This window comes from Nocardia sp. NPDC057455 (genome assembly GCF_042802775.1).
Classification (GTDB): Bacteria; Actinomycetota; Actinomycetes; order Mycobacteriales; family Mycobacteriaceae; genus Nocardia.
In genome coordinates this window covers 1-3,193 of record NZ_JBHVDM010000185.1, presented here as the reverse complement: position 1 = coordinate 3,193, position 3,193 = coordinate 1, and the positions used below count along the sequence as shown (strand labels likewise).

The following is a 3,193-nucleotide window of genomic DNA, read 5'->3' as shown; positions in this document are numbered from 1 at the left end:
GGCTTCGGTCTGCCTGCGCAGCTCCTCGATGATGCCGGGGGTGACGACGTAGCCGCCGATCGCGGCGAACGACGACGGCGCGTCCTTCGGCTTCGGCTTCTCCCGCAGTCCGGTGATGCGCAGCAGGCCGTTGCCCTGATCGTCGGCGACCACCGGCACGCCGTAGCGCTGCGACTCGGCGGGATCCATCGGCATCAACGCGAGGACCGGCGCGCCGGTGGCCTCGTAGGCGTCGATGAGCTGCTGGGCGCGCGGGACCTCGGCGACGAACACGTCGTCCGGCCACAGCACCAGCATCGGCTCGTCGCCGAGATTGCGGGCGGCGTTGAGCACCGGGGTGCCGTTGCCGTACGGCCCGTGCTGGTCGAGGTAGGTGATGTGGCCGAGCCGGGACAGCTCGCCGACCTCCTCGACCGCGTCGGCGAAGGCGGTCTTGCCGTCCGCGCGCAGCTGGGCCACCAGCGCCGGGTTGGGGCGGAAGTGGTCCTGGATCAATGATTTCCCGCCGCTGACCACGATGGTGATGTCGGTGATGCCCGAAGCGACCAGCTCGCGGACGGTGTGCTCGATCACCGGCTTGTCGCCGACCGGCAGCATCTCCTTGGGGATGGCCTTGGTCAGCGGGAGCAGACGGGAGCCGATACCTGCGGCCGGGATGACGGCCTTGCGGATATTCATGAGTCCGATCATCACATATCGGACCGTGCGCCAAGCTCCGTCCCCGCGGCACGTCGGCGCTTATTTCAGGACTGTCGAGTACACGATCCGGCGTGGAAAACGGCAGATCAAGGCCCCTGCGACGGGACGGAAGGCCACCCGGAGACGAGACACGGGAAGCTCCGATACCGACAGGTAACCGGCAGCTAGCGCACAGCCATCCGACAGCGTCACCGCCGGTCCCGAGCTGTCGGTGGGCGGGCGTACATTGCACCCGTGCGTACCGAGAAACCGAGCGTCGAGCGCGCGGCCGCGCCGTCGACCGGGATCGGGACAACGCGCGGCGTCGGCTCGGCGAGCCCGGGGCCTCTCCCGGCGCTCGCCGACGCGGACAGCGCCGCCCGCCGCTGGGTTCTGCATATGGATATGGACGCGTTCTTCGCCTCGGTCGAACAGCTGACCAGGCCGACGTTGCGTGGCAGGCCGGTGCTGGTCGGCGGAACCGGTGGCCGCGGGGTCGTCGCCGGAGCCAGTTACGAGGCGCGGGTCTTCGGCGCCCGGTCGGCGATGCCGATGCACCAGGCCCGCAGGCTGGTCGGTGCCACCGCCGTGGTGGTGCCGCCGCGCGGGGCGGTCTACAGCGTGGTCAGCGGGCAGGTCTTCGACGCGCTGCGCAGCCGGATCCCGGTGCTGGAGACGCTGTCGTACGACGAGGCGTTCGGCGAGCCCGCCGAGCTGGCCGGTGTGACGGTCGCGCGGGTGCACGCGTTCTGCGAGGAATTGCGCGCGGTGGTGCGCGAACGGACCGGGCTGACCGCGTCGGTGGGCGCGGGCACCGGAAAGCAACTGGCCAAGATCGCCTCCGGCTTGGCCAAACCCGATGGGGTGCGGGTGATCTCGCCGGTCGAGCAGCCGCGGCTGCTGGCGGGGCTGCCGGTGCGCAAGTTGTGGGGGATCGGGCCGGTCGCGGAGGGCAGATTGCGTTCGCTCGGTATCGAGACGGTGGGCGCTTTCGCCGCCCTGCCGGAATCGGAGGCGATGTCGATTCTCGGTGGCAGTGTGGGCGCCGCGCTGCACCGGCTGGCGCGCGGCATCGATGACCGTCCGGTCACCGAACGCACCGAGGCGAAGCAGATCAGCGCCGAGACCACCTACGAGACCGACATCGTCAGCCTCGAGCAACTGCGCCCGGCCATCGAGGCCATGGCCGCGGCGGCGCACCGTCGCCTGACCGGCGACGGGCGCGCGGCGCGCACAGTTGTGCTCAAACTGAGGAAGTCCGATATGAGCATCGTCACCCGCTCCTTCACTCTGCCCTACGCCACCGAGGACCTGGCCACTCTCGCCGCCGCCGCGCAACGTTCGGCGCTCGACCCGCGGGAACTGGGCCCGATCCGTCTCGTCGGCGTCGGCTACGGCGGCCTGTCGACGGTCCGCCAGGAGTCGCTGTTCCCCGAACTGGATCGCGGCCCGGCCGCCGAGATCGTCGCGGCCGAACCGGCGCGCTCCGCGGAACTCGGCGCAGCCTCGCATATCGCGAACCCCGCACCGCCCGTGGCGGTCTGGCATCCCGGCATGGACGTGACGCATCCCGAGCACGGCCACGGCTGGGTGCAGGGCGCCGGGCTCGGTGTGGTGACCGTGCGCTTCGAAACCCGTTCCACGGGGCCGGGTCCCGCGCGTACCTTCGCCGCCGCCGACGCCGAGCTGACCCGGGCCGATCCGCTGGGCAGCCTGCTCTGACCGCCGGGCCCGCGGCTCGACATCGCCCGGCCGGGCGCGTACGTTCGCTGCCGACGACCATCGTCGGTCCGTGTGGATCTTCGGCGGCGCCGCCCGGTGCCGGTAGCCTGGGACCTCGTGCAGCGCCGCCGGTTCGGGTGGCGGCTGTCAAGGTGGAACACGACACGGACCTCTCGAACGCAAAGGACGAGCAGTTGAAGCTTCGTAAGACTGGACGCATCGCGATCGCCGGGCTGGCCATCGTCGCCGCGCTTGGCCTGACCGCCTGCGGTGGCGACGACAAGGACAGCAAGCCCGCCGCCAAGACGTCGACCAGCGCCAAGGCGTCGGCGACCGCGAGCGCGAACCTGCCGCCGGTCCCGACCCCCGCGGAGCTGAACACCGCCCTCTCCCGTGCGCTGGACCCGTCGGTGCCCGCCTCCGAGAAGCTGGACAACGTCCAGGGCGCCGAAGCCGATCCGACGCTGCCGGATCGCCTGTCCCAGGCCGCGGCAGGCGCCGACGTGAAGATCGAGGTCACCGACGTCACCTCGTTCGGTGACAGTGTGAACGCGAAGGCCAAGTTCATCCTCAACGGCCAGGAGAACATCGTCGACGTGCCGTTCGTCGCCGACAACGGCAAGTGGAAGATCCAGAAGGCGTGGGCCTGCACCATGCTGACCAACCTCGGCCAGCAGTCGGCGGCCTGCGCCTGAGTTCGCACGACCGGCCGGGCCGGTCGCCGGGGTTCGTCGCGGCGACCGGCCCCCCGGGGTTGCATCGGAAGCGCGGCGGCACCGGACGCTGCCCGGGG

The 3,193-nt window shown here is 71.1% G+C and carries 3 protein-coding genes; 2 read left to right on the top strand and 1 reads right to left on the bottom strand.

Features of this window, described 5'->3' with window-relative positions; genetic code table 11:
* A partial coding sequence (locus ACFU5M_RS34245; protein WP_379055734.1) for a sugar phosphate nucleotidyltransferase occupies positions 1 to 678 on the bottom strand: 678 nt, incomplete at its 3' end.
* A 399-nt stretch (positions 679 to 1,077) separates the two neighbouring features.
* On the opposite strand from ACFU5M_RS34245, the gene ACFU5M_RS34240 reads away from it, so the two are divergent.
* The gene (locus ACFU5M_RS34240) at positions 1,078 to 2,400 is read left to right on the top strand and encodes a DNA polymerase IV (protein WP_379055736.1); all 1,323 of its coding nucleotides are present in this window, start codon (positions 1,078 to 1,080) and stop codon (positions 2,398 to 2,400) included.
* A 194-nt stretch (positions 2,401 to 2,594) separates the two neighbouring features.
* The gene (locus ACFU5M_RS34235) at positions 2,595 to 3,095 is read left to right on the top strand and encodes a hypothetical protein (RefSeq protein WP_379055732.1); all 501 of its coding nucleotides are present in this window, start codon (positions 2,595 to 2,597) and stop codon (positions 3,093 to 3,095) included.
* Positions 3,096 to 3,193 lie beyond the last annotated feature (98 nt).

What these genes read in the sequence shown, in the direction of transcription:
- ACFU5M_RS34240 (WP_379055736.1), top strand. Translation starts at nt 1,078, where the DNA reads ATGGATATGGACGCGTTCTTCGCCTCGGTCGAACAGCTGACCAGGCCG.